This is a genomic window from Dietzia sp. 179-F 9C3 NHS (assembly GCF_045369825.1).
In the GTDB taxonomy this organism is placed as follows: Bacteria; Actinomycetota; Actinomycetes; order Mycobacteriales; family Mycobacteriaceae; genus Dietzia.
Genome location: NZ_JBIQES010000008.1, coordinates 21,412 through 45,454, shown reverse-complemented (window position 1 = coordinate 45,454; position 24,043 = coordinate 21,412). Strand labels below are relative to the sequence as shown.

Sequence of the window (24,043 nt, the reverse complement as noted above, 5' to 3'; positions counted from 1 at the left end):
CGGTCGATTGTCAACAATCCGACGATTTATCCGCGCTACCGTGGAGGCCATGAGCGAGCACCGACACGCCGCCGGCCGTCCGACAGTCGTCCTGCTCACCGCCGACGGCGTCGCCCCGCCCACCCACCTCGACGAACTCCGTGCGCGCGCCGACGTCCGCGAGTGCACGGCCGAGACCCTCGCCGAGGCCCTCCCCGGCGCCGAGATCCTGCTGGTCTGGGACATCTTCTCCGACGCCCTGGCCTCGGCCTGGCACGCCGCCGACGCCCTGCGCTGGGTCCACGTGGCCGCCGCCGGCGTCGACGCGCTGCTCTTCGACGGGCTGCGCGGCTCCGACGTCCTGGTGACCAACGCCCACGGTGTCTTTGACGGCCCCATCGCCGAGTACGTCCTGGCCTGCGTGCTGGCCCACGACAAGCGTCTCCATGAGACCGAGGCGCTCCAGCGGGCGGGCCAGTGGAGGCACCGCGAGACGACCCGCGTCGCCGGTCGCCGCGCGCTGGTGGTGGGCACCGGCGGGATCGGCCGTGCCACCGCGCGGCTCCTGCGGGCGGTCGGCCTCGACGTGCGTGGAGCCGGACGGAGGGCGCGGGACGACGACGAGGACTTCGGCACCGTCCTCGACTCCGCCCACCTCGCGGACCATCTGGGCGGGGTGGACCACCTCGTCATGGTGGCGCCGCTGACCGACGTGACCCGCGGCATGCTGGGCGCGGACGAACTCGCGGCGCTCCCGGACGGCGCGCATGTGGTCAACGTGGGCCGCGGCGAGCTCGTGGACCAGGACGCGCTCACCGCGGAACTGGCCTCCGGCCGCCTCGCGGCGCACCTGGACGTCCTCGTCGTCGAGCCCCTCCCGGACGGCGACCCCCTGTGGTCGCTCGGGGCCGCACACGTCAGCCCCCACATGTCCGGCGACGTGGTGGGCTGGCGCGACACCCTCTCGCGACAGTTCCTCGACCACCTCGACACCTGGTGCGGCGGCGGCACCCCCGAACCGGCAGTGGACAAATCACGAGGATACGTCAGCGGCTGACGGCTTGTCCGGGGGTCGCGGACGTGTCTACGGTCGGCCCGATAGGAGGATGCAGACCACCACCGAGAGGAGACACCGTGACCCTGGCCGTCGATGACTATGTGACCCGCGTGAGCGGAGAGCCGGTGATCGTCGACCGACCCGACCCCGTGGTGTGGACCGGGTCCCCCGACCCCGAGATCGAGGGCTTCGCCGAGCGCGGCTACCTCCAGCGCGAGGGCGCCCTGGACGACGCGCGCGTGGCCGCCTGCCTGGCAGAGATCGAGCGGATCGGTGCCGACCCGGCGATGGCCGACGACCCGCGGATCATCCGCGAGGCCGGCAGCGACGCCGTGCGCTCGATCTTCGACGTCCACGCCCTGAGCGAGGTGGTGTGGGAGGCCGTCGAGCACTCCGGCGCGATCGACCTGGCCCGCGAGATCCTGGGCTCGGACGTCTACGTCCACCAGAGCCGCCTCAACTACAAGCCCGGCTTCGCCGGCGGCGCGTTCTACTGGCACTCGGACTTCGAGACCTGGCACGCCGAGGACGGCATGCCGCGGCCGCGCGCGTGCAGCGCCTCGCTGGCGCTCACGCCCAACGAGACCTACAACGGCCCGCTCATGATCCTGCCCGGCACCCAGCGCTACTTCGTCCAGTGCGCCGGCGAGACGCCCGAGGACTACTACAAGGAGTCGCTCGTGAGCACCGCGCCCGAGGTCGGGGTGCCGTCCGAGGAGCACATCACCGAGCTGTACCGGCGGCACGGGCTCGACGTCCTCACCGGCGGCGCCGGGTCGATGACCGTCTTCGACTGCAACGCGCTGCACGCGTCGGGCGGCAACATCACCCCGATGCCGCGCGCCAACGTCTTCGTGGTGTTCAACAGCGTGGAGAACGAGCTCGTCGAGCCGTTCGCCGGCACCCCTCCGCGGCCGGACTTCCTCGCCCGTCGCTGAGCGGCGGCGGGCCGCCGAGTGCCGCCGGCCGCGGGTCCTACGGGGCTTCGAGCCCCAGGCCCCGGGCGGCCTCGGCGAACGCCTCGACAAAGGCCCGTAGTGGCTCGCGGCGGGCGTCGCGCTCCCGGTAGGCGATCGAGACCGTCCTGGTGAGCGCGTCGGCGAGCGGGATCACGTCAACATCCGCGCCATGGGTTCCCAGCCCGAGGTCGGACGCCAGCGTCACCCCCAGGCCGGCCGCCACCAACGCGAGCGCCGTGGACTGCTCGCCGGCCTCGTGCCGGACCTCCGGCTCGAACCCCGCCTCCCGGCACGCGATCCGCACCGCGCGACCGTAGTGCGAGCGCGCCCGCGAGAGGATCCACGGGGCGTCGGCGAGGTCCGCCAGGCGCACCGACTCCGCGGCCAGTGAGCCGCGCGGCACCACCGCGTGCACGGACTCCACGGCGATCGGCACGCGGGCCAGCTCGGGCACGCGGGCCATGGCGTACGTCGAGTAGTCCAGGACGAACGCCAGGTCGAGCGAGCCGTCGCGGACCGCTCCCGTCGTGTCCTCCGGGGCCAGCTCCCGCGTCCTCACCGTGATGCCCGGGTGGTCTCGCACGAGCTCCGCGAGGCCGGCCGGCAGCAGCGCCGTGGCCACCGACGCCCACACCCCGGCCGTGAGCGTGGTCCCCACGCCCGCCCGCGCCGACTCCATGGCGTGCGCGGCGTCCTCGACCGCCCCGAGGATCGTCTCCGCGTGCCCGGCCAGGGACAGGCCCGCCTCGGTGAGGACGATGCGCCGGCCCCGCCGATCGAACAGGGGCGTGCCCACCTCGCGCTCGAGCAGCGCCAGCTGCTGGGAGACCGCCGAGACCGTGTAGTTCAGGGCCGCGGCCACCGCCGTGACCGTGCCGCGCCGCTCCAGTTCGCGGAGCAGCTTGAGCCTGTGCAGCGACACCTCCATGCGGCGAGCGTAGGGGCGCCCGCGGCGGATCGTGCAGAAAAACTGAACGGTCGGCTCCACCAAGACTCGCTGGACCGTGCCGACCCCCCGCTCCCATGCTGGGTGTACCCCGCCGGACCCGGCGGTCGAGCCCCAAGGAGGCGGGAACGATGACCTCACTCGAGACGCCCGGCAGCAGCACCCCGATCGGCGCGGCGGCCCCCGTCACCGCCCCCGTACCGACACCCGCACCGGCCGCGCCGGGCGCCGACCGTGAGCCCTACCTGCGGCTGCACTGGAAGGACGCCGAGACCGGCGCCCGCGGTTACCTCGTCGTGGACAGCCTCGTCGGCGGCCTGGCCACCGGCGGCACCCGGATGCGCGCCGGCTGCACCCTCACCGAGGTCGAGGACCTGGCCCGCGGCATGACCCGTAAGACCGCCGCGTTCGGCCTGCCCGTCGGCGGCGCCAAGGGCGGCATCGACTTCGACCCCAAGGATCCCCGCGCCGTCGAGGTGCTCACCCGCTTCTGCGAGGCCATGCGACCCTTTCTCGACCAGCACTGGGTGACTGCGGAGGACCTCGGGGTGCCGCAGCACCTCATCGACCAGGTCTTCGCCCACCTCGGGATGCGGCAGTCCTACCACGCCGCGATCGGCCGCTCGGCCGACGAGGCCGCCACCGCCGCGCGCATCGTGCGCGGGCTCAACGCCGAGGTTCCGGGCGGCCTGCTCGGCGACGTGATCGGCGGCTACGGCGTGGCGCAGGCGTGCCTGGCCGCCGCGTACGCGCGCGGCTGGGATGTCGAGCGCACGACCGTGGCCATCCAGGGCGTCGGCACGATGGGCGGCGGCGCCGCCTGGTACCTGCACGAGGCGGGCATGCGGGTCGTTGCCCTGGCCGATGCCGCCGGCACCCTCTACGACCCGGCCGGGCTCGACGTCCCCGCCCTGTTGGCCACCCGCGACCGCTTCGGCGAGATCGACCGCGACGCCGTCCCCGCCCGCGTGCAGCGGCTGCCGCGCGAGGAGATCCTCGCCGCCCACGTGGACGTGCTCGTCCCGGCCGCCGTGTCGTACGCGATCACCGCCGAGAACTGCGCCCGCGTCACCGCGCCGATCGTCGTGGAGGCCGCCAACGCCGCAACCACGATCGACGCCGAGCTCGACCTCACCGCCCGCGGCATCGCCGTGCTGCCCGACTTCGTAGCCAACGCCGGCGCTGTCGCCTGGGCCTGGTGGCTCATCCTCGGCGAGGTCGACGACCAGCCCGAGGCCTCGTTCCTCCGGCTGAGCCGGGAGATGACGGCGAAGGTGGCCGACCTGCTCACCGGGTGGACGCCGGCTGACGGGCCGATCCGCTGGGCCGCGGACGTCTCGGGCATCGTGCGGGAGGTGCCCCCGGTCCGGGTGCCCTGACGGGCCCCTCGGTGGGGCGGCGGGCGCTACGAGGCCGGGCCGTCGCCCTGTGCGAGTGAGGAGTGCAGCCTGGCGCGGCGCGGCGAGTCGTCGGTGCCGAGCAGGAGGTCGATCGTCAGGCCGAGCCGGGTGTTGACGTCGGCGGCCGAGGAGCGACGAGTGAGCCACGAGACGAGGTTGGACATCCACACATCGGAGATCACGCGCGCGATGGACAGTTGCACGTCGTCGGGCTCGCCCTGGGCCATGGCGCGGGCGATGATCCGGTCCATGTGGTAGCCCACCTCTTCCACCTCGGTGGCCACGGAGGCGTCGGCGAACATGAACGCGCGGGTCATGGCCTCGGTGAGGTTGGGTTCGCGCTGCATCGCCTTGGTGATCATCTCCACCACGACCTTCATCCGCTCCTGCGCGGTGTCGCCGGGCGGTGAGGTGCGCTCGGTTCGCTGGTCGAGGCGCTGGAACTCGCGCGCCAGCGCGGAGACGAGCAGGTGGACCTTGGAGGGGAAGTAGCGGTAAAGGGTCCCGACGGCGACCTCGGCCTTCTCTGCGACGGCGCGCATCTGTACGGCCTCGTACCCGCCCTTGGTGGCCAGGGCCAGGGTCGCGTCGAGGATCCGACGCCGGCGTTCCCTCTGGGAAGACGTGGCGGGCTCCTCGGTTCGGGGGGCGGCGGCGCTCGACGCGGGGGCGTCGTTGCCGGTGTCGGCCGGGTTCTGGGACATCGGGGAACCTTCTGGTGGGACTGCGTCGGACCGGCCCGGGAGTGGCATCCCGCACCTGCTCGTGACATTCTAGAACACGTTCTTTAGAACACGTTCTATTATGCGAGAAGGGCGGGCCGCCGCGGTCCCGCTCCGACCGACCCCCGACGCTGCGCCGAGGAGCCCCAGTGAGCATCGCCACCACCCCGGATCAGACCGAGATCCAGAACTCGATCAAGGCCTGGGCGAAGTCCGCCGAGCCCGTCGCGACCGTGCGCGCCCAGGAGAACGACCCGGACGCGTGGAAGTCCCTGTGGCCCCAGCTCGCCGAGCTGGGCCTGTTCGGCGTGGCCGTGGCCGAGGAGCACGGCGGCGCCGGTGCCGAGATCGTGGACCTGGCCTGCATGCTCGAGGAGGCCACCCGCCACATGACGCCCGGCCCGATCCTGTCCACCGCCCTGGCCGGCGTGCTGGTCTCCAGGGCAGGCGGCGCGGTCGCCGGGGCGCTCGGCGAGACCCTCGCCGAGGGCGGCCTGCCGGTGGGCGTGTGCCTGGGCTTCGACACCGCCCCGCTCGACGGTACGGGCGCCGTCTCGGGCGACGCCGGCATCGCCTACGGCGGCACCACCGGGGGCGGCCTGCTGCTCTCGGTGGAGAAGGACGGCCGCGCCGTGTGGGCCCTGCTCGAGGGCGACACGGAGGGCGTCACGATCACTCCGTCCACCCCCTACGACCTCTCGGCCTCGATCGCCCGCGTCACGCTGGACGGCGTCGAGATCCCCGACGACCGGATCCTCGAGGGCGTCACCACGGACGACGTCCACCAGCTCTTCGCCACCCTCGCCGCCGCCGAGGCCGCCGGCGTCACCGACTACACGCTGGCCACCGCCGTGGAGTACGCCAAGATCCGCGAGCAGTTCGGCCGCACCATCGGCTCGTTCCAGTCCATCAAGCACCTCGCCGCCGACATGCTCTGCCGCACCGAGCAGGTCCGCGCGCTCGCCTGGGACGCCGCCGTGGCCGCCGAGGACCTCGGCGAGGACGGCTCCGAGCTGCCCGTGGCCGCCGCCGTCGCCGGCGCCCTGGCCTTTGACAACGCCGTGAGCAACTCGCAGGACTGCATCCAGATCCTCGGTGGCATCGGCTATACCTTCGAGCACGAGGCGCACTTCTACATGCGTCGCGCCGGCGCCCTGCGCCAGGCGGTCGGCGGCGCCGCCCGCTGGCGCCGCGCGCTGGCCGACCTCACCCTGGCCGGCAAGCGCCGCCACCTCGACATCGACCTGTCCGAGATCGAGGGGATCGACGCCAAGCGCGAGGAGATCAAGGCGCTCGTCGCCAAGGTCGCGGCCGAGGAGGGCGACGCCCGCAAGAAGGCGCTCGCCGACACCGGCCTGTTCATGCCGCACCTCGCCGAGCCGTGGGGCCTGGGCGCCTCGCCGGCCGAGCAGCTCATGATCGACGAGGAGCTCGAGGCCGCCGGAGTCGAGCGCCACAACATCAACATCGGCGGCTGGGCCGTCCCGACCGTCCTCGAGGCCGCCCCCGAGCACGCCGAGAAGTTCGTCCGCGGCACCATGGCCGACGAGATCAAGTGGTGCCAGCTGTTCTCCGAGCCCGGCGCCGGCTCCGACCTCGCGGCCCTGCGCACCTTCGCCGAGAAGGTCGACGGCGGCTGGAAGGTCAACGGCCAGAAGGTGTGGACCTCGCTCGCCCGCGAGGCCGACTGGGCGATGCTCCTGGCGCGCACCGACAAGGACGCCCCCAAGCACAAGGGCATCTCCTACTTCCTCGTGGACATGAGGTCCGAGGGCATCCGCACCTCCCCGCTGCGTGAGATCACCGGCGAGGCCCTGTTCAACGAGGTCTACCTCGAGGACCTGTTCATCCCGGACGAGTTCCAGGTGGGCGCGGTCAACGACGGCTGGAAGATCGCCCGCACCACCCTGGCCAACGAGCGCGTGGCCATGGGCGGCGGCTCCTCGCTCGGCGACGCCGCCGAGGAGATCCTCGGCCTCATCCGCGCCGCCGGTAGGGAGTCCGACGCCCTCGTCCTGGACGAGCTCGGCAAGCACGTCGCCGACGCGGTCGTGGGCAGCCTGCTGGACCTGCGCACCGCGCTGCGGACCCTCGCCGGCTCCGGCCCGGGCGCCGAGTCCAGCGTCCGCAAGATCGTGGGCGTGCGGCACCGGCAGGACATCGCCGAGTTCGGCCTCGAGCTCACCGGCACCGGCGGCGTCGAGTTCACCGAGCAGGGCCGCAAGTTCCTCATGGTGCGCTGCCTCTCGATCGCCGGCGGCACCGAGCAGGTGCTGCTCAACGTGGTGGGCGAGCGCATCCTGGGCCTGCCCCGCGACTAGCGGCACCGCCGCCGGACCCAGGCCCGAACACTCCCGAGATCCAAGGACTGATCGCAGTGGACTTCACCCGCAACGAGACCCAGGAGGCCGTCGCCGAGGCGGTCGCCGGGGCCCTCACCACCGCCGCCCCGGCCGAGGACCTGCTCACCGCGCTGCCCAGCCGCAGCGTCGAGGACGCGGGCTACGACGAGACGCTGTGGCGCTCCTTCGCCGAGTCGGGCCTGCTCTCCCTGGGCCTGCCCGCCGCGCTCGGCGGCGACGACCTCACGGCCGCCGACATCGCGGTGGTCCTCGAGGAGGTCGGCCGGGCCGGCGTCGTGATCCCCGCGCTCGAGACCCTCGGCTTCGGCGTCCTGCCGATCGTCGCCCTGGGCACCGAGGCCCAGCAGAAGGCGCTGCTCGAGGGCATCGAGGACGGCCGCATCCTCACCGCGGCCGTCGGGGAGCCGGGCAGCCCGCTGCCGCTCGAGCCGACGGTCCGCCTGGACGGGGCGGGCTCGGGCGGGGGGACCCTCACGGGCACCGTGACGGGCGTCCGCTACGCCGCGCAGGCGAGGTCGGTGCTCGTGCCGGCGACGACCTCGGAGGGGACCGGAGTCCTCGTCGTCGTCGACCCCGACGCCCCCGGGGTCACCCTCACCCCCGCCCTCGGCTCACTCGGTGTCCCCGAGTACGCGATGCGGCTCGAGGGCACCGAGGTGTCCGACGACGAGGTGCTCCGCGGCTCGGGCGCGGACGTCCTCGGCGACTTCCAGCGCCTCGTGGTGGCCGCGTGCCTGGCCCACGGCGACGGCCTGGTCTCCGGGGCGCTCGAGATGACCGCCGGGTACCTCAAGGAGCGCGTACAGTTCGGCAAGCCGCTCGGGTCGTTCCAGGCGGTGCAGCAGGAGCTGGCCGACGTCTACATCGTCTCCCGCACCCTGCACGTCATCGCGCAGTCGGTGGCGTGGCGGATCGCCGAGGGCCTCACCGGCCCGGCCGACCGCTACGAGTCCGACGCCGCCGTGGGCGCCTACTGGCTCGCCGCCGAGGGACCCCGCGCCGTGCAGGTCCTCCACCACCTCCACGGCGGCGTGGGAGTGGACATCACCTACCCGATGTTCAAGTACTCCTCCGCCGTCAAGGACCTCGCCCGCTTCGTGGGCGGCGCCGCCTTCCAGCTGGACCGGGTCGGTGCCGCGGTCGCCGTGGACCCGGCCGGGGACGTGACGGTGTCGGGCGACGACGCCTCGGCCGACGCCGGCGACGGAACCTTCATCGACCTCACCCCCTCCCAGCGCGCCCTGCAGGCGGAGCTGCGCGAGTACTTCTCCACCCTGATCTCGGACGAGGAGGCGGCCGACATCGGCACCACCCGCCACGGGAAGACGTACGAGGAGATCATCAAGCGCATGGGACGCGACGGCTGGCTCGGCGTGGGCTGGCCCACCGAGTACGGCGGCAAGGGCTTCGGCCACATCGAGCAGCAGATCTTCACCAACGAGGCCACGCGCGCCGACGTGCCGCTGCCCTCGGTGACCCTGCAGACCGTCGGCCCCACGCTGCAGAAGTACGGCACGGAGAAGCAGAAGGAGATGTTCCTGCCGGGGATCCTCGAGGGGACCGTCCACTTCGCGATCGGCTACTCCGAGCCCGACGCCGGCACCGACCTCGCCTCCCTGCGCACCACGGCCAAGAAGGACGAGGCCACCGGCGACTGGATCATCAACGGCCAGAAGATGTGGACCACCGGCGGGCATCACGCCGACTACATCTGGCTCGCCGCCCGCACCGGCACCCCGGACTCGAGGCACCGCGGCCTGACGATCTTCATCGTGGACACCTCCGACCCCGGGTTCTCGTTCACGCCGATCATCACGTGCGACGGCGCCCACCACGTCAACGCCACCTACTACTCCGACGTGCGCGTACCGGCCGACATGGTGGTGGGCGAGGTCGACGGCGGCTGGAAGATGCTCACCACCCAGCTCAACCACGAGCGCGTCATGCTCGCCCCCTCCGGGCGGCCGGGCGGGTACTACGACGCGCTCGCCGCGTGGGCCCAGGGGACCGGCGCCGACGGCGTCCGCCACCTCGACCGCCCCGAGGTGCGCCGCGGCCTGGCGGAGATCTTCGCGATCGTCCGGCTCAACGAGCTGCTCAACTGGCAGGTCTCCGCGATGGGCGAGAACCCGTCGATGGGCGACTCGGCCGCGTCCAAGGTGTTCTCCACCGAGAAGATCCAGCACGTCGGCCGGATCGCCGAGGAGCTGCTCGGCCGCTTCGGCGACCCCACCGACGCGGCCACGGCCAAGCTGCAGCGCTGGTTCGACATGATGAACAAGCGCAACGTCGTGATCACCTTCGGCGGCGGCGTCAACGAGGTCATGCGCGAGCTCACCTGCATGGGTGGGCTCGGCATGCCGCGGACCGCCCGCTGACACGCCGGGCCGGAACGAAGAGAGGCACCCATGAGTGACGACCAGGCAGGCACCGACCAGGCGCAGCGGATCCTCGCCGCGGCCGAGCAGGTCCGGTCCGAGGGAGGCAGCGCACGCCGCGCGGGCCGCGACCCGATCAACACGCCCATGATCCGCAACTGGACCGAGGCGATCGGCGACGCCAACCCGATCTACGAGTCCGAGGAGGCCGCGCGCGCCGCCGGGCACGTCGGGATCGTGGCCCCGCCGGCGATGGCGCAGGTGTGGACCATGCGCGGCCTGGGCAGGACCCGCGAGGCCGACGACCCGCTGGGCCGCATGACCGACATCCTCGACGCCGAGGGGTTCACCTCCGTCGTGGCCACCAACTGCGACTCGGTCTATCACCGCTACACCAGGCCCGGCGAGGAGGTCACCATCCAGTCGGTGCTCACCGACGTGGTGGGTCCCAAGACCACGGGGCTCGGCGAGGGCTGGTTCTTCACCACCAAGAACTACTGGCGCGTCGGCGACGAGGTCGTGGCCGAGATGGACTTCCGGATCCTCAAGTTCCGGCCGGCGGCCAAGAAGGAGGCCGCCGCGCAGGAGGCCCCGGCGGACCGGATCGTGGCCGCTTCCGGCTCGGCGACCGACGACCTCGTCGTCGGCAAGGTCCTCCGGCCCTCCGTCAGCCAGGACACCCGGTTCTTCTGGGACGGCGTCAGGGCCCACGAGCTGCGCATCCAGCAGCGCGAGGACGGCTCGCTGCAGCACCCGCCCGTGCCGGCGCTGTGGAAGGACAAGACCGAGCAGACCGACTACGTGGTGGCGAGCGGCCGCGGTACCGTGTTCAGCTTCGTCACCCACCACGCCCCGCGCGTGCCGGGCCGGACCAGGTTCCCGTTCGTGATCGCCCTCGTGGAGCTCGAGGAGGGCGTGCGCATGCTCGGCGAGCTGCGCGACGTGGACCCGGCCGAGGTGCGCATCGGCATGGACGTCGAGGTGGATTTCCTCGACATGCCCGGCGACGAGTCCGAGGACGCCACGTTCGGCACCGAGCCGTGGACGCTGTACGCGTGGCGGCCGGCGGGCGCGGCGCCCGTCGAGCGCCAGATGCCCGAGCAGAAGGAAGAGGCCGCGAAGTGAGCACCGACGCCACCACCGACCGCGTGATCTGCCCCGCGGAGCCGCCCGCCGTGGCGGTGGGGGACACCCTGCCCGAGCTGGCGATCGAGGGCACGCCCACGTTCATCGTGGCCTCCGCCCTGGCCACGCGCGACTTCCAGGACGTGCACCACGACCGCGACCTCGCGCACGCCAAGGGTTCCAAGGACATCTTCGTCAACATCCTCACCGACACCGGACTCGTCCAGCGGTACGTCACCGACTGGGCGGGGCAGAAGGCGCGGATCACCTCCATCAAGCTGCGCCTCGGGGTGCCGTGGTACGCCTACGACACCCTCACCCTGACCGGCGAGGTCACCGGGATCGACGACGACGATCTGGTCACCCTCAAGATTGTGGGCACCGACTCGCTGGGCGCCCACGTCACGTCCACCGTGACCCTCTACATGAAGGGAGACCCGCGATGAGCACGCTCTCCGACAGGGCCGCGATCGTCGGGATCGGCGCCACGGACTTCTCCAAGGACTCGGGCCGCTCCGAGCTGCGCCTGGCCGCCGAGGCCGTGCGCGCCGCCGTGGCGGACGCGGGCCTGACGCCCGAGGACGTCGACGGCCTCGTGTCCTTCACCATGGACACCAACACCGAGATCGCCGTGGCCCGCGCCGCCGGCATCCCGCAGCTCAACTTCTTCTCCCGCATCCACTACGGCGGCGGCGCCGCGTGCGCGACCGTGCAGCAGGCAGCGATGGCCGTGGCGACGGGCGTGGCCGAGGTCGTGGTCTGCTACCGCGCGTTCAACGAGCGCTCCGGTATGCGGTTCGGGCAGGTCAACACGGCGCTGGTCCAGCAGGTCAACTCCTCGGGCACGGACAACGCGTTCTCGTATCCGCACGGCCTGAGCACCCCGGCCGGGTTCGTGGCCATGGTCGCGCAGCGCTACATGCACGAGTACGGCGCGACGAGCGAGGACCTGGGCCGTATCGCGGTGGTGGACCGCAAGCACGCGGCCACCAACCCGAACGCCTTCTTCTACGGAAAGCCGATCACGCTCGAGGACCACCAGAACTCGCGCTACATCGCCGAGCCGCTACACCTGCTGGACTGCTGTCAGGAGTCGGACGGCGGCGTCGCGATCGTGGTCACGACGCCCGAGCGGGCCAAGGATCTCGAGCACACGCCCGTCTCGATCGCCGCGGCCGCGTCGGGCTCCGGGCCGGACCAGTACATCATGACCTCGTACTACCGCCCCGAGCTCGCCGGCCTGCCGGAGATGAAGATCGTCGGCGACCAGCTGTGGGCGCAGTCGGGTCTGCGGCCGGACGACATGGACATGGCGATCCTCTACGACCACTTCACCCCCTACGTCCTCATGCAGCTCGAGGAGCTGGGCTTCGCCGGCCGCGGAGAGGCCAAGGACCTCGTCCGCGAGCCGGGTGCCCTCGAGGTCGGCGGCCGCCTGCCGCTCAACACGCACGGGGGCCAGCTCGGCGAGGCGTACATCCACGGGATGAACGGCATCGCCGAGGGCGTGCGGCAGCTGCGCGGCGACTCGGTGAACCAGGTCGACGGCGCTGAGAAGCTGCTCGTGACCGCCGGTACCGGCGTGCCGACCTCGGGGCTGGTGCTCACGGTCTGACGCTCCGATCGCTCAGCCCCGCGTGGTGGGGCTACGTCATGCGCTCTTGCGCAGACAGCCGCGGATGAACGAGCCGATGTCGCGGAGTGCGACCTTGGCCTCGGGGACCACCGGGTGGAACACCTGGAACACGTGGAACTGGTGCGGCCAGATCTGGAACTCGTGGCGCACGCCGTGCGCGGCGAAGCGGTCGGCGAGCACCTCGATCCCGCCCCGGAAGATCTCCGCGCCGCCGCATTGGATGAGAAACGGCGGCCAGTCGGGGGAGGGCGTGAGGTGGACCGGCGAGATGCGGGGGTCGCTGGGGTCCATGCCGGGGGCGTACTGCTGGCGGCTGAGCTCCACGAGCCCGATTGCGAGGAACGGGTCCTTGCGGGCACGGTCGCGCTCGGACATCTCGGTGATGTCCAGGTCCACCCAGGGGGAGAGCAGCACGACGCCGGCAGGCATGGGCTGGCCGTCGGCCTCGAGCGCCGCGATGAGTTGGAGGGCGAGGTTACCTCCGGCGGAGTCGCCGCTCACCACGATGTTCTCGGGCTTGAAGCCCATGTCGAGCAGCCACAGCCAGCCGGCGATCACGTCGTCGATCGCGGCGGGGAAGGGGTTCTCCGGGGCGAGGCGGTAGTCGGGGAGGAAGACGGGCGTGCCGGCCTCGCTGGCGAGGCGGGACGCGAGCGCCTTGTGTGACCAGGGCGAGCCGAAGGTGAAGCCGCCGCCGTGGAGGTGGTAGAGCACGGTGTCGGCGTCGAAGAAGCGCTTGCGGCCCACCCAGAGGCCGGGGACGGGGCCGTCGGAGGACCAGTCGTTGGTGGTCTCGAGGGCCGCCGCGCGCCCGGCGCCCGACGTGAGCGCGCGGAGGCGGCCGAGGGACACGTCGCTCGCCGGCATGAGGTCGAGCGCCGGGCGGAGGAACATCCGCAGGCCGCCGGCGATGGTGCGGGACCGGAACGTCCCGTGGTCCCCGGGGCCGTGAAAGACCGGTCCGCACTCAGAGGGCCTGTCCGCCTCCGGGTCCGAGATCCGTTCGCCGTCCCGTGGCACCTTTCCGGTTCCCGTGGAAACGGGATGGAACGGGTCGTCGTGGGCAGGGGTGGAGCTTCGTGCCATGAGTTGATCCTAGTGTTCCAGCCGACCCGGGGTCGGGAAAGTCCGGACCGCGCTGACAAGTGTCGAATTACACGGCATGATGTGAATCGCACCACACTGCATCCCCGCATGCCGAAAGGACCCTGATGAGCCCCAACCCCGACATGAACGAGGCAGACGTCTTCGAGGCGGTCGCCGACGCCGTGCCGGACAACCGCGCCGTGACGATCGACGGCGTGACGTACTCCTACCGGGAGTTCGACGAGGTGGCCAACCGGATGGGACACCTCCTGCAGGCCAACGGGGTCGAGCCGGGCAACCACGTGGCCCTGTTCATGCGCAACATCATCGAGCACCTGGCTTCGATGGTCGGGCTCATGAAGATCCGTGGTGTGGGCATCAACGTGAACTTCCGCTACACGGAGGACGAGCTGGCCTACCTGTTCGCCGACTCCGACGCGGTGGCCACCGTGGTCGAGGCCGAGTACGCGGACAAGGTGGCGGCCATCCTGCCCCGCTGCCCAGAGCTGAAGACCGTGCTCTGCGTGGGCCCCGCCACCGAGGCGCTCACCTCCGCGTGCGCCGAGCGCGGCGTCACCCTGGTCGACGTGGACGCCGAGTTGCCGGAGCAGTCCTCGGAGCGCGACTTCGGCCCCCGTTCGGGCGACGACACCTGGGTGGTCTACACCGGCGGCACCACGGGCTTTCCCAAGGGCGTCGTGTGGCGGATGGCCGACTACTACTACGCGTGCCTCTCGGGCGGCAACCCCTACGGCGACCCGTACAACTCCCCCGAGGAGGTGGCCGCCAACTCGGGCAACGGCGCCTTCTTCAACGTCATGGTCTCCGCTCCGCTCATGCACGGCGCCGGCACCTTCACGCTGTTCACGTTCTTCAACCTGGGCGGCCACATCATCATGCAGCGCGACTTCGACCCCGTCGCGATCCTCAAGACGATCGAGGAGTACAAGGCCGGCATGCTCGTCTTTGTGGGCGACGGCATGGGCGTGCCGATCATCGACGCGATGGCTGAGAACTGGGACCAGATCGACGTGACGTCCCTGTTCGCGGTCTCCTCCGGCGGGGGCATCTGGTCCAAGGCTTCCCGCGACAAGCTGCGGTCGCTGCTCCCGGACGTGATCGTGCGCGACAACTTCGGCGCCTCCGAGTCGGGTAACGACGGCGAACTCCTCATGTCCGGGGAGGGCGAGGTCCGTCTCCCGGCGGGCCCGAAGGTCATGGTGGTGGACGACGACCACAACCCGATCGCTCCCGGCAGCGACGAGGTGGGCTTCCTCGTGCGCCGCGGCCACATCCCGCTCGGCTACTACGGCGACGAGGAGAAGACGGCCCGCACGTTCCCGATCATCGACGGCGAGCGGGTCTCGGTGCTCGGCGACATGGCCCGCGTGGACGAGGACGGCTCGATCGTCTTTCTCGGCCGCGGCTCCGGCTGCATCAACACCGGCGGCGAGAAGGTCTTCCCGGAGGAGGTCGAGCAGGCCCTCAAGTCGCACCCGGCGGTCCTCGACGCGCTCGTGGCCGGGATGCCCGACCCGCGCTTCGGCCAGGCCGTGGCCGCGGTGGTCTCGCTCCGCGAGGGCGAGTCCGCCTCCGAGGAGGAGATCCAGGAGTTCGTCCGCGGCAAGCTCGCCAACTACAAGGTGCCCAAGCGCGTCGTCGAGGTGGATCAGGTCAAGCGGTCTCCGGCCGGCAAGGCCGACTACCGCTGGGCCAAGGAGCAGGTGGCGCCCGCCGACGCCTGATCGGGGCCGGCGGCAGGGGCCGCACACACGAGGGGGCCGGACGATCTCGGTGATCGCCCGGCCCCCTTCCCATCCGCCGGCCGGAGTCCGTGGGTCAGCCGATGGTGACGGGTTCGCCTGTCCCGGTCGGCTGGTAGTACTTCCACAACTCCGGGTGCCGCGCCGGCCAGTAGTTGCGGGTCCACTCGGTCGGGTCGGTCGAGTGCTGCCACTTCGGTTCGATCGTCTGCCCCGACCGGCCCGGCAGGGCCTGTCCGCCGACGGTCACGACGACGAACCGCGGATCGGTGTCCACCCACCACGGGTATGTGACGCGGACCAGGCCCTCCTCGCGCGTCACCGTGTGTTCCACGTCCTCGAGGCCCTCGATGATGATGCCCTCGGTGTTGTTCGGGTCCGGGTCGAGCGCGAACGGCGCGTCCGGGTCGTCGTCGAGCGCGAAGTCGATCGTGAGGTCCTCCCCGAGCGTCGACGTGGCCATGGAGAAGCCACGGTAGAGGACGCAGTCACCCGCGGTGAGGGCGCCCTCGCTGCGCCCCTCCACCCAGGCGTTGCCGTACAGGACGCTGCTGTCGGACTCGGGCGAGTCGGTGCTCGTCACGTTGTAGCCGTAGATTCCGAGGTCGGAGTAGTTCGTCACGACCGCCGCCGGCTGCGGGCCGTTCCCGTCCGGATCGACCATGATGTTCGACCACGCCGGGTCGGTGTCGGGCCACAGGCGGCTCGGCACCGCGGGGGCGGGGCCGTCGAAGGTGTACTGCGCGGTGACGGTCCCGATCTGCTGGGCGCCGTCGGAGAAGGTGATGTTCAGCCCGCCGGCATCGGGGGTCGCGTTGACGTCTCCCATCGCGCTCTCCGCGCTGTCGGTCACGTAGGTGAAGTTGTCGGGCACCGGCGCGTGGACGGTGAACGCGTCGACGACCGAGCCGGAGGCCGGGGACGTGACCGTGGCCGACATGAGCACGGTGTCTCCGGGTTCGACGTAGGCGCCGCCGTGGCCCCCGTCGAACGAAATCATCGCGATCACCGAGCCCGTGGGCGGGTTGCCCGGGTCGTGGTCGCCGCCGTCCGCGCCGTCGCCCAGGGCGTCGTCGGGTGTGGCCACGCAGGCCCCGTCAGCCGGGTTACCGGGGTCACCGGGGTCGCCCGGGTCATTGGGGCCGGTGGGCCCGCCCCAGCCGGAGGAGCCGAGGGACCCGAGCGATCCGGAGGATCCGCTTCCGCCGTCACCGTCGCCGCCGGACGAGCCGAGCGAGCCGGAGGACAGGGTGCCGGTGGTGCCGGAGGTCGAGGCGCTGCCGGACGACCCGGCCGCCGCCGCGGGAACTGCCGCGACGCTGAGGACGAGGGCGGACGCGAACGCGGCCGTCCGAATGAGTGCAGACATGGGACTGCCCCTCTCTGAGGTGATGCGGCGACCCGCCGGACCGGGGTCGCTCGGTGTACAAGGAGTACGCCCGCGCTCGCCGGCCCGACAGCGGGTCGACTACGCAATGCGGCTCCGCGACACCCCGGAGCCGTATACGTAGTTGCCGGTGCGAGCCCGCTGACCTGCGGTGACCGAATATGAGTAGTGCTTTATCCGGGCTGCGTGGAACGGTGGATGACGGCGATGCAGGGCCTGCTCGAGCAGCTGCAGCGTGACGAGGCGGAGTTCGCCGACCCGGCGGACCGGCGCGGTGCCATCCGACGCCCGGGCCTGGGACGGACATTCTGTCGCGGCCCTCGGGCGTTTCGCTCACTCGCTCACTCCCCCTGGTGTGCCCCTCCGACCCGGGGGCGGCGTCGTCGCAGGTCGAGTCGGCGCGCGGTGGCGCGGAAGCCGTGGGAGTCCGCGACCGCACAGCGGCGGCGGCACCCGGAGTGAGCGAGTCGGCGGCTGAGGCGGTGCGAATCGGATTCGCTCACAGGGAGTCGCGCAGTCCCCGGGGCCGGTTACGCTCACAAGCGCGGGGGAGACCCTGACGAGAGCGGCCGGCGGCCCGCACGGAATGGGGCGTGAGTGACCTGGTACGTCCGGTGGTGCAGATGGGCTCGTCGCGGATGTGCGCGAGTGAGCGAAACCGCAGAGCGTCCGGATCGCGGCACTCGGCCCCGCTCACCCGGCCCCGCTCACCCGGCCCCGGACCCCCGCCCTCGGAGCGCGACGACGGACGGCACGCGTCCGAGGTGGCCGCCGAGACCGTCGTCGACTAGTCGAGCGCGAGGATCCGCTCGACGGCGCCGAGGGGCACATCAATCCAGCCCGGCCGGTTGCGGGACTCGTAGACCACCTCGTAGATCGCCTTGTCGAGCGCGTAGGCGCGCAGCAGGGCGTCTGTCTCGCGGGGATCGGTGTCGCTGACCTCGGCGTAGCCGGTGCAGAAGGCGTCGAGGTTGCGGTCGTACCACTCGCGGGCGCGGAAGCGTCGCTGGCGGTCCTCCACTCCGACGAGCGTGTGCTGGGCGGCGTAGTCGAGGCTGCGGAGGATCCCGGCTACGTCGCGGACCGTGCAGTCGGGGGTCCGCCGCTCCTCGAGGGGGGCGCCGGGTTCGCCCTCGAAGTCGATGACGATCCACCGGTCTGGCGCGCGCAGGGCCTGCCCGAGATGCAGGTCGCCGTGAACTCGCTGCACGGGCACCGGGCCGGCACTCGCGACCATGTCGAACACGGCGCGGGCGCCGTCGACGAACCGGCCGAGGTCGGGGACCTCGTGGGACGCGGCGTCGAGCCGGGCGCGCATCGCGGCGACGAGGTCGGTGCCGTCGCGGGTGGTGGTACCGAGCGCGGCGGCGAGGTCGTCGTGCACCTGCGCCACGGCTGCACCGAGCCGGCGGGACTCGTCGGCGAAGTCGGTGCCCACCTCCTCGGCGAGCAGGTCGGCCTCGGCGAAGAGGTCGCGGACGCTGGCGGTGGCCATGGCCCAGCCGTCGGCGGCGCCGGCGAGGAACTCCTGCGCCATCGCCAGCGTGGTGGGCTCGCCCCCGGGGCCGGTCGGGCGGTCGGTCTCGATCCACCCGCGCAGCATCGCCACAGCCGGGCAGTCGCGGTCGGCGAGCGCGGCGTGCAGTTCGACATCCGGGTTGAGGCCGGGCTGGACCAGCCGGAACACCTTGACCATGAGCTCGTTCTCAAAGACGAGCGAGGAGTTGGACTGCTCGCCGCCGAGGAGTCGGCCCGGCTCGCCGGTCGGGACGGTCGCGCCCTCGACGAGGCGGAATTTCAGGTCGCCCACCTCGTCCTGGCCGGCGAGATGCTCGGCCACGGCCTGGGTGCCGCGGACGGACCGCAGCCCGTCGTAGACCACCGGGCCGTCGCCGACCGGGTCGCCGCTCTCGTCCACCGGGGTGAGCGGGTACGCGCGGCGGTCCTTGGGCAGCGTGTGCGCCGTGGCCAGCGGTACCTGGTACCGCCGGGTGCGGCGCTCGACGGGGCCGTCCGCGAACCGGACGTCCACGAGCAGGTGCTCCACGAGGATGTCGTCGGCCTCGACGAGCGCGGTCCGGCACGCGATGTCCACGCCGGCCACCTCCCGGCCCTTGTCGGCGAACCAGCGCTGCCCGGGCAGCCAGTCCGCGAGCAGCACGGTGAGGGCGGCGTCGTCGAGGGGTGCGATGCCGGTGGGGGTGGTGCTCATCGGGGGGCCTCCGTGGGGTCTCGGAGTTCGAACCAGTAGAAGCCGTACCCGGGGACGGTGATCTGGTAGGGGTCGGCGTCGATCTCGGGGAACGGCACCCCGCCGGTGAGTTCGGTGGGCTGCCGGCCCGCGTACTCGGTCAGGTCCAGGCGCACAGCCTGCGGGAAGCGGGAGAGGTTGTTGACGCAGAGGATCGCGTCGTCGCCGAGCGTGCGCAGGTAGGACAGGATGCTCGGGTTGGAGCCGCCGAGGTCGGTGAACTCGCCGAGGCCGAACGCCTGGTGCTCCTTGCGGACGCGGATCATGCGCCGCGTCCAGTGCAGCAGGCTCGCGGTGGAGTTCATCTGCGCCTCCACGTTGACGCCCTGGTAGCCGTACCGCGGGTCCATGATCACCGGCAGGTAGAGGCGGCCGGGGTCGCAGCGGGAGAACCCGGCGTTGCGGTCCGGGCTCCATTGCATGGGGGTGCGGACGGAGTCGCGGTCGCCCAGCCAGATGTTGTCGCCCATCCCGATCTCGTCGCCGTAGTAGAGGACGGGCGAGCCGGGCAGGGAGAGCAGCAGAGCGGTGAAGAGTTCGAGCTGGTTGACGTCGCCGTCGAGCAGCGGCGCCAGCCGGCGGCGGATCCCGATATTGGCCTTCATCCGCGGGTCCTTGGCGTACTCCGCGTACATGTAGTCGCGTTCCTCGTCGGTCACCATCTCGAGGGTCAACTCGTCGTGGTTGCGCAGGAAGATGCCCCACTGCGCCGACGACGGGATCTCCGGGGTCTGGGCGAGGATCTCGGTGACGGGGAAGCGGGACTGGCGCCGCACGGCCATGAAGATCCGCGGCATCAGAGGAAAATGGAACGCCATGTGGCACTCGTCGCCCACCTCGGGCTCGCCGTAGTAGGCCACCACGTCCTCGGGCCACTGGTTGGCTTCGGCCAGCAGGACGCGGCCGGGGTACTCCTCGTCCACCACGGCGCGGCACTTCTTGAGGAACTCGTGCGTCTCGGGCAGGTTCTCGCAGTTGGTGCCGTCGCGCTCGAACAGGTACGGCACGGCGTCCAGGCGGAAGCCGTCGATCCCCAGGTCCAGCCAGAAGCGCAGGACGTCGAGCATCGCGTCCTGGACCGCGGGGTTGTCGTAGTTGAGGTCCGGCTGGTGGGAGAAGAAGCGGTGCCAGTAGTACTGGCCGCGCACCGGGTCCCAGGTCCAGTTGGAGGACTCGGTGTCCACAAAGATGATCCGGGCGTCGGGGTAGCGCGCGTCGTCGTCGCCCCAGACGTAGTAGTCGCCGTACGGGCCGGTCGGGTCGGAGCGGGACTCCTGGAACCAGGCGTGCGTGTCGGAGGTGTGATTCATGACCAGGTCGGTGATCACGCGGATGCCGCGGGCGTGGGCCTGGTCGAGGAACTCCACGAAGTCCTCGACGGTCCCGAACTCGGGCAGCACGGTGCGGAAGTCGCGGATGTCGTAGCCGCCGTCGCGCAGCGGCGAGTCGTAGAACGGCGGCAGCCACAGGCAGTCCACGCCCAGCCACTCGAGGTAGTCGAGTTTCTCGGTGAGGCCGCGCAGGTCGCCGGTGCCGTTGCCGTCGGAGTCGTTGAACGCGCGGACCAGGACCTCGTAGAAGACCGCGGACTTGTACCACTCGCGGTCGATCTCCAGCTCGGAGGCGTGGCGGTAGTCGTCGGCGCTGGCCTCGACCACGTGCCCGTCGTCGGTGAGTTCGGGCACGGCGGGCCGGGGGTCACCCGGGTGGGGGCCGGGGGAGGTCGATACGGACACGGGACGAGACGTCGTCGGGGCCATGTGGCAGAGGGTACTGGCCCCGTACGATCGGCGGGTATGGACGTACAGCGCCATCTCGCCCGGGTCCGGGGGCTCGTCGAGGCCTACCGGAGCCGCGACGCGCGCCGTGCCCGCGCGCTGGCGGAGCGGCTCGACGCGTGGCTCGCCGGGGCTGGGGCCGGAGCAGGGGGAAGGGCCGGGTCCGGAGCCGGTGACGACGACGAGGCCGGCGCCGAGATCGTCCTGCGCCCGTGGGAGCTCCGTCTTCCGCGTCTGGTGGTGTTGGCGGCCGCCGAGAGCCGGGGGCTCGTCCCCGTGGGCGGCCGGTCCGCGCTCGTGGAGCGGGGTCCGTGGCTCGAGCCGATGCGGTTCACGCGGGGCGGCTCGTGAGCGCGGGCTGGATCCTCGTCCTGCTCGCGCTGGCCCCGGTGGTGGCGTGGCTCGTGGCGGGGGCGGTGGTCGCGATCCGGCGGTGGCTGCGCCGTCGGGGAGACGAGCGGACGCGCCGCCTGCGGCTGGCCCGCCTGTTGGGGTCGGGCGACCTCGCCGTCATCCCTACCGGCGACGTCGACCTGCCGGAGACCGCCGTGCGCGAGGTGGCCGCGGAGGCCGGGTTCCGGCTGCTCGGCTACGAGCGGGGACGGGACCCGTTCCGCCGGCGGGTCGGGGTGTTCGTGCGCTCCGGCGGCGGCGTCGACCGGGCGATCCGGGGCGGCCACCGTCTCACCGATGACGTTCGACGCCGCCGGCTGGCGGTCGGGCCTCAGCCGGCCTCGACCGTGCGCTTGGCCCAGCGGTAGTCGGCCTTGCCCGAGGGGGAGCGGACCACCTCGGGGACCACAACGACGCTGCGCGGCACCTTGTAGCCGGCGATCTTGGTGCGGCAGTGGGCGATGAGCTCGTCCAGGCTCGGCTCCTCGAAGCCCTCCCGCAGCGAGATGACGGCGGAGACCCGCTCGCCGTAGGTGGGATCCTTGGCGCCGGCCACCAGGGCGTCGAACACGGCCGGGTGTGACTTGAGGGCCTGCTCGACCTCTTCCGGGAAGACCTTCTCGCCTCCGGTGTTGATGCAGCCGGAGCCACGGCCCAGCAGGACGATCGTGCCGTCCGATTCCACGCGGGCCATGTCGCCGAGCACCGACATGCGGGTGCCGTCGGCGCGGGTCGGGAAGGTCTTCGCCGTCTTCTCCGGATCCTTGTAGTACTCCAGCGGCACGTGACCGACGCGGGCCAGGTAGCCGATCGTGTCCGAGCCGGGCTCGACGGGATTGAGGTCCGCGTCCACCACCTGGGAACGCGGGCTCGGCGGCAACTTGAGCTCGCCGGCGTCGTTCATGTCCAGCTGACCGTCGGTACCGGACTCCGACGCCCCGAAGTTGTCGCGGATGAAGATGTCCGGCAGGACCGTCTTGAGCTTGTCGCGCGAGGCCTGCGACCAGATGGCGCCGCCGTTGTTGACGGCGAAGAGGGTCGACACGTCGTAGGAGTCGAAGTTCGCCACCAGTTCGTCCACGAACGGAACCGCCATGGCATCGCCCACCACCATGAGGATCTGCACCTGCTCGTCGGCGATGAGCTTGAGCGCCTCACGCTCGTCCCAGTTGCGCATGACGACCTGCTTGGCGCCCATGAAGAACATGGAGAAGACCGCGTACACGGCTGCACCGTGGATCAGCGGTGCCGTGATGAGCAGGACCATCGGCGGCATGTTCTCGGCCGCCGCCACGAGGTCGGCGATCGAGTGGTGCGGGTCGCCGTACTGGTTACCGCCGGCCAGAGCCGCGTAGTAGAAGTCCTCGTGGCGCCAGACGACGCCCTTCGGGTCGCCGGTCGTGCCGCCGGTGTAGACCATGAAGTGGTCGTCACCGCTGCGCTCCGGGAAGTCGCGGGCGTCCGACATGCCGTCGACGGCCGCGTGGTACTCGTGCACGGAGATCCCGGCGGCCTCGCAGGCGGCGGCGAAGTCGGCCGGCACCTCACCGATCACCACGACGTGCTTCATCACCGACAGGGCGGGGAGGACCTCGGCCACCACCGGGCAGAACTCGGTGTCCACGAACAGCACCGTGGAGTCCGAGTTGGTGTACAGGTACTCGAGCTCGGCCGCGGTGTAGCGGAAGTTGATGTTGACCGGCACCGCGCGGACCTTGAGCGTGCCCAGCAGCGTGATGATGAACTCGGCGCTGTTGCGCATGTGCATCGCCAGGTGGTCCTGCGGCTGCACACCGATCGACTGGAGGAAGTGGCCCAGCTTGTTGGCCTCGGCGTCCAGGTCGGCATAGGTCAGGCGGGTGCCGTCGACGACGATCGCCTCGCGCTCGGCGAGGGCGTCGGCCAGTGCCTCGTAGCAGTCGGCGAGATTGATCGACATGGTGTACTTCTTCCATCCGTCGGCTGATCGGTCGTGCAGAATAAGAACGTGTTCCAGTATGCCTGAACAGGAAAGCGGATGGTGAGCCGGTCCATGGAAAAGTCGCGTTCATTGCACGGTCGGGTCGCGGTGGTGACCGGTGCGGGGCAGGGGGTGGGCCGCGGGATCGCGGTGGCGCTGTCCCGCGCGGGGGCGTCGTTGCTGCTGGTCGGCCGGACCGAGTCCAAACTCGAGGATGTGGCCGGTGAGCTGCGCGGACCGGGTGGCGAGGCGGCGGTGCTGGCGCTGGACATCGCGGCCGAGGACGCCCCGGCCCGGATCGTGGAGGCGGCGACCTCGGAGTTCGGCGGCGTGGACATCCTCGTCAACAACGCCAACGTCGCCTTCCCCGTGCCGCTCGAGGCTTCCGGCGACGACTTCTTCCGGCAGTGCTTCGAGGCGGGCCCGCGGGCGGGGCTCGCGCTCATGCGCGCGGTCCGGCCGGTGATGGCCGAGCGCGGTGGTGGCGTGATCATCAACCTCGCCACCTCTGCGGCTGTCCGGTGGGACGCCGCCGGCTACGGCGTCTACGCCGCGATCAAGGAGGCGCAGCGCGCGCTCACCCGCGCCGCCGCTCACGAGTGGGCGGACGACGGGATCCGCGCGCTCTCGGTGGCGCCGCACGCGCACAGCCCCGGGCTGGACTGGTGGATCGAGAACAACCCGGAGGAGGCCGAGGAGTTCGTGGCCTCCATTCCGGCCGGGCGGATCGGCGACCCGCTGGAGGACATCGGCGTGCCGGTGGCGTGGCTGTGCTCGGACGAGGCCCGCTACCTCACCGGCGCCACCATCCCGCTCGACGGGGGCCAGTCCCGCTGGGGGTGAGAGGAGGAATACCCCGC

At 71.6% G+C, this 24,043-nt stretch carries 19 protein-coding genes and 1 pseudogene; 13 read left to right on the top strand and 7 right to left on the bottom strand.

What is annotated here, in order from left to right; genetic code table 11:
* Positions 1 to 49: 49 nt before the first annotated feature.
* Both ACH0BZ_RS11040 and thpD read left to right on the top strand, forming a co-directional pair.
* Positions 50 to 1,036 carry a D-2-hydroxyacid dehydrogenase gene (locus ACH0BZ_RS11040; protein WP_406898372.1) on the top strand — a complete coding sequence of 329 codons (987 nt, stop codon included), beginning with the start codon at positions 50 to 52 and terminating at the stop codon, positions 1,034 to 1,036.
* Positions 1,037 to 1,113: 77 nt separating this feature from the next.
* Positions 1,114 to 1,974: an ectoine hydroxylase gene (gene thpD / locus ACH0BZ_RS11035; RefSeq protein ID WP_406898371.1), complete on the top strand. Its 861-nt coding sequence runs from the start codon at positions 1,114 to 1,116 to the stop codon at positions 1,972 to 1,974.
* A gap of 37 nt (positions 1,975 to 2,011) precedes the next feature.
* On the opposite strand, the gene ACH0BZ_RS11030 is transcribed toward thpD, so the two are convergent.
* Complete coding sequence (locus ACH0BZ_RS11030) at positions 2,012 to 2,923, bottom strand: LysR substrate-binding domain-containing protein (RefSeq protein ID WP_406898370.1); 912 nt, start codon at positions 2,921 to 2,923, stop codon at positions 2,012 to 2,014.
* Positions 2,924 to 3,072: 149 nt separating this feature from the next.
* Between ACH0BZ_RS11030 and ACH0BZ_RS11025 the strand changes: the two genes are divergently transcribed.
* The gene (locus ACH0BZ_RS11025; RefSeq protein ID WP_406898369.1) at positions 3,073 to 4,320 is read left to right on the top strand and encodes a Glu/Leu/Phe/Val family dehydrogenase; all 1,248 of its coding nucleotides are present in this window, start codon (positions 3,073 to 3,075) and stop codon (positions 4,318 to 4,320) included.
* A 26-nt stretch (positions 4,321 to 4,346) separates the two neighbouring features.
* On the opposite strand, the gene kstR is transcribed toward ACH0BZ_RS11025, so the two are convergent.
* Positions 4,347 to 5,045, bottom strand: a complete 699-nt coding sequence (gene kstR / locus ACH0BZ_RS11020; protein ID WP_406898368.1) for a cholesterol catabolism transcriptional regulator KstR — start codon at positions 5,043 to 5,045, stop codon at positions 4,347 to 4,349.
* A gap of 167 nt (positions 5,046 to 5,212) precedes the next feature.
* Between kstR and ACH0BZ_RS11015 the strand changes: the two genes are divergently transcribed.
* From ACH0BZ_RS11015 to ACH0BZ_RS10990, 6 genes and pseudogenes are all read left to right on the top strand, one after another.
* Positions 5,213 to 7,384: an acyl-CoA dehydrogenase family protein gene (locus tag ACH0BZ_RS11015; protein ID WP_406898366.1), complete on the top strand. Its 2,172-nt coding sequence runs from the start codon at positions 5,213 to 5,215 to the stop codon at positions 7,382 to 7,384.
* Between the two features lie 56 nt (positions 7,385 to 7,440).
* A pseudogene (locus ACH0BZ_RS11010) lies at positions 7,441 to 8,541 on the top strand (acyl-CoA dehydrogenase family protein); the annotation flags it as partial.
* 54 nt (positions 8,542 to 8,595) lie between these two features.
* Positions 8,596 to 9,804: an acyl-CoA dehydrogenase family protein gene (locus ACH0BZ_RS11005; RefSeq protein WP_406898579.1), complete on the top strand. Its 1,209-nt coding sequence runs from the start codon at positions 8,596 to 8,598 to the stop codon at positions 9,802 to 9,804.
* Between the two features lie 30 nt (positions 9,805 to 9,834).
* Entirely contained in the window at positions 9,835 to 10,929 is a 1,095-nt protein-coding gene (locus tag ACH0BZ_RS11000; RefSeq protein WP_406898365.1) for a bifunctional MaoC family dehydratase N-terminal/OB-fold nucleic acid binding domain-containing protein, read from the top strand.
* Positions 10,926 to 11,375, top strand: coding sequence for a MaoC family dehydratase (locus ACH0BZ_RS10995; protein ID WP_406898363.1), 450 nt, complete (start codon positions 10,926 to 10,928; stop codon positions 11,373 to 11,375). The genes ACH0BZ_RS11000 and ACH0BZ_RS10995 overlap by 4 nt, the downstream gene beginning before the upstream one ends.
* Entirely contained in the window at positions 11,372 to 12,544 is a 1,173-nt protein-coding gene (locus ACH0BZ_RS10990; protein WP_406898361.1) for a lipid-transfer protein, read from the top strand. Before ACH0BZ_RS10995 ends, ACH0BZ_RS10990 begins: the two co-directional genes overlap by 4 nt.
* 36 nt (positions 12,545 to 12,580) lie before the next feature.
* Here the strand turns inward: ACH0BZ_RS10990 and ACH0BZ_RS10985 are convergent, their stop codons facing one another.
* Positions 12,581 to 13,651 (bottom strand): alpha/beta hydrolase, encoded by a 1,071-nt coding sequence (locus ACH0BZ_RS10985; RefSeq protein WP_406898360.1) that lies wholly within the window; start codon positions 13,649 to 13,651, stop codon positions 12,581 to 12,583.
* Between the two features lie 125 nt (positions 13,652 to 13,776).
* Here ACH0BZ_RS10985 and ACH0BZ_RS10980 point away from each other — a divergent pair, with 125 nt between their 5' ends.
* Positions 13,777 to 15,396: an acyl-CoA synthetase gene (locus ACH0BZ_RS10980; RefSeq protein WP_406898358.1), complete on the top strand. Its 1,620-nt coding sequence runs from the start codon at positions 13,777 to 13,779 to the stop codon at positions 15,394 to 15,396.
* 94 nt (positions 15,397 to 15,490) lie between these two features.
* Here ACH0BZ_RS10980 and ACH0BZ_RS10975 read toward each other — a convergent pair whose 3' ends face one another.
* The 3 genes from ACH0BZ_RS10975 to treS all read right to left on the bottom strand — a co-directional run bounded on the left by ACH0BZ_RS10975 (position 15,491) and on the right by treS (position 20,812).
* Positions 15,491 to 16,783, bottom strand: coding sequence for a hypothetical protein (locus ACH0BZ_RS10975; RefSeq protein WP_406898357.1), 1,293 nt, complete (start codon positions 16,781 to 16,783; stop codon positions 15,491 to 15,493).
* A gap of 805 nt (positions 16,784 to 17,588) precedes the next feature.
* The gene (locus ACH0BZ_RS10970) at positions 17,589 to 19,013 is read right to left on the bottom strand and encodes a maltokinase N-terminal cap-like domain-containing protein (protein ID WP_406898355.1); all 1,425 of its coding nucleotides are present in this window, start codon (positions 19,011 to 19,013) and stop codon (positions 17,589 to 17,591) included.
* The gene (gene treS / locus ACH0BZ_RS10965; protein WP_406898353.1) at positions 19,010 to 20,812 is read right to left on the bottom strand and encodes a maltose alpha-D-glucosyltransferase; all 1,803 of its coding nucleotides are present in this window, start codon (positions 20,810 to 20,812) and stop codon (positions 19,010 to 19,012) included. Before treS ends, ACH0BZ_RS10970 begins: the two co-directional genes overlap by 4 nt.
* Before the next feature lie 36 nt (positions 20,813 to 20,848).
* Between treS and ACH0BZ_RS10960 the strand changes: the two genes are divergently transcribed.
* Positions 20,849 to 21,181, top strand: a complete 333-nt coding sequence (locus ACH0BZ_RS10960) for a hypothetical protein (RefSeq protein ID WP_406898351.1) — start codon at positions 20,849 to 20,851, stop codon at positions 21,179 to 21,181.
* On the top strand, positions 21,178 to 21,591 hold the full coding sequence (locus ACH0BZ_RS10955; protein WP_406898350.1) for a hypothetical protein: 414 nt from the start codon (positions 21,178 to 21,180) through the stop codon (positions 21,589 to 21,591). Before ACH0BZ_RS10960 ends, ACH0BZ_RS10955 begins: the two co-directional genes overlap by 4 nt.
* On the opposite strand, the gene ACH0BZ_RS10950 is transcribed toward ACH0BZ_RS10955, so the two are convergent.
* Positions 21,555 to 23,162 (bottom strand): AMP-binding protein, encoded by a 1,608-nt coding sequence (locus ACH0BZ_RS10950; protein WP_406898349.1) that lies wholly within the window; start codon positions 23,160 to 23,162, stop codon positions 21,555 to 21,557. The two genes, ACH0BZ_RS10955 and ACH0BZ_RS10950, sit on opposite strands and share 37 nt — an antisense overlap.
* 78 nt (positions 23,163 to 23,240) lie before the next feature.
* Here ACH0BZ_RS10950 and ACH0BZ_RS10945 point away from each other — a divergent pair, with 78 nt between their 5' ends.
* Entirely contained in the window at positions 23,241 to 24,026 is a 786-nt protein-coding gene (locus ACH0BZ_RS10945) for an SDR family NAD(P)-dependent oxidoreductase (RefSeq protein ID WP_406898348.1), read from the top strand.
* The last annotated feature ends 17 nt before the right edge of the window (positions 24,027 to 24,043 follow it).

Coding starts and splice junctions, on each gene's coding strand:
- ACH0BZ_RS11040 (WP_406898372.1), top strand. CDS start 50: ATGAGCGAGCACCGACACGCCGCCGGCCGTCCGACAGTCGTCCTGCTC.
- ACH0BZ_RS11030 (WP_406898370.1), bottom strand. CDS start 2,923: ATGGAGGTGTCGCTGCACAGGCTCAAGCTGCTCCGCGAACTGGAGCGG.
- ACH0BZ_RS11025 (WP_406898369.1), top strand. CDS start 3,073: ATGACCTCACTCGAGACGCCCGGCAGCAGCACCCCGATCGGCGCGGCG.
- kstR (WP_406898368.1), bottom strand. CDS start 5,045: ATGTCCCAGAACCCGGCCGACACCGGCAACGACGCCCCCGCGTCGAGC.
- ACH0BZ_RS11000 (WP_406898365.1), top strand. CDS start 9,835: ATGAGTGACGACCAGGCAGGCACCGACCAGGCGCAGCGGATCCTCGCC.
- ACH0BZ_RS10990 (WP_406898361.1), top strand. CDS start 11,372: ATGAGCACGCTCTCCGACAGGGCCGCGATCGTCGGGATCGGCGCCACG.
- ACH0BZ_RS10985 (WP_406898360.1), bottom strand. CDS start 13,651: ATGGCACGAAGCTCCACCCCTGCCCACGACGACCCGTTCCATCCCGTT.
- ACH0BZ_RS10980 (WP_406898358.1), top strand. CDS start 13,777: ATGAGCCCCAACCCCGACATGAACGAGGCAGACGTCTTCGAGGCGGTC.
- ACH0BZ_RS10975 (WP_406898357.1), bottom strand. CDS start 16,783: ATGTCTGCACTCATTCGGACGGCCGCGTTCGCGTCCGCCCTCGTCCTC.
- ACH0BZ_RS10970 (WP_406898355.1), bottom strand. CDS start 19,013: ATGAGCACCACCCCCACCGGCATCGCACCCCTCGACGACGCCGCCCTC.
- treS (WP_406898353.1), bottom strand. CDS start 20,812: ATGGCCCCGACGACGTCTCGTCCCGTGTCCGTATCGACCTCCCCCGGC.
- ACH0BZ_RS10960 (WP_406898351.1), top strand. CDS start 20,849: ATGGACGTACAGCGCCATCTCGCCCGGGTCCGGGGGCTCGTCGAGGCC.
- ACH0BZ_RS10950 (WP_406898349.1), bottom strand. CDS start 23,162: ATGTCGATCAATCTCGCCGACTGCTACGAGGCACTGGCCGACGCCCTC.
- ACH0BZ_RS10945 (WP_406898348.1), top strand. CDS start 23,241: ATGGTGAGCCGGTCCATGGAAAAGTCGCGTTCATTGCACGGTCGGGTC.